A 637-nucleotide genomic window follows, 5' to 3' on the forward strand; every position below is an offset into this window, starting at 1 on the left:
GGATCACCCCCGCCCACGCGGGGACTACGTTTTAATCATTATGATGTACCATTTGTTATTGGGATCACCCCCGCCCACGCGGGGACTACTTTGCAGAAAGAATGTCTGTTAGTCAGAATGAAGGATCACCCCCGCCCACGCGGGGACTACTAGATTATAGACGAATGGAGAATGAGAAAGATTAGGATCACCCCCGCCCACGCGGGGACTACGGGGTGTAAATTGGTTTTCCCTTTTTTCTGTAGGGATCACCCCCGCCCACGCGGGGACTACGAAGTGTGGCAGAGTTAGGCTTAATGCGTGGGGGGATCACCCCCGCCCACGCGGGGACTACTCAGCTATCTTTATCAGTTTGTAGCCATCTTTAGGATCACCCCCGCCCACGCGGGGACTACAAAGTTGGAGTTGATACCATGACAATTTTCCTAGGATCACCCCCGCCCACGCGGGGACTACCTTAATCTTTCCAACTCCGCAAAGAGATGGTTAGGATCACCCCCGCCCACGCGGGGACTACAGGTCCATTACAACTTCCTCTCTTTCTTCTTGAGGATCACCCCCGCCCACGCGGGGACTACTTTCTTATCGCTTGGAATAACTTTTCCGTCTTGGGATCACCCCCGCCCACGCGGGGACT

1 CRISPR repeat array is annotated in these 637 nt (G+C 54.9%).

Annotated elements, in window-relative coordinates:
- Nucleotides 1-636: a CRISPR direct-repeat array (repeat unit 25 nt; unit sequence GGATCACCCCCGCCCACGCGGGGAC).
- Nucleotide 637: the final 1 nt, after the last annotated feature.

The sequence above is a fragment of the Peptoniphilus sp. HMSC062D09 genome (assembly GCF_001811425.1).
In the GTDB taxonomy this organism is placed as follows: domain Bacteria; phylum Bacillota; class Clostridia; order Tissierellales; family Peptoniphilaceae; genus Peptoniphilus_A.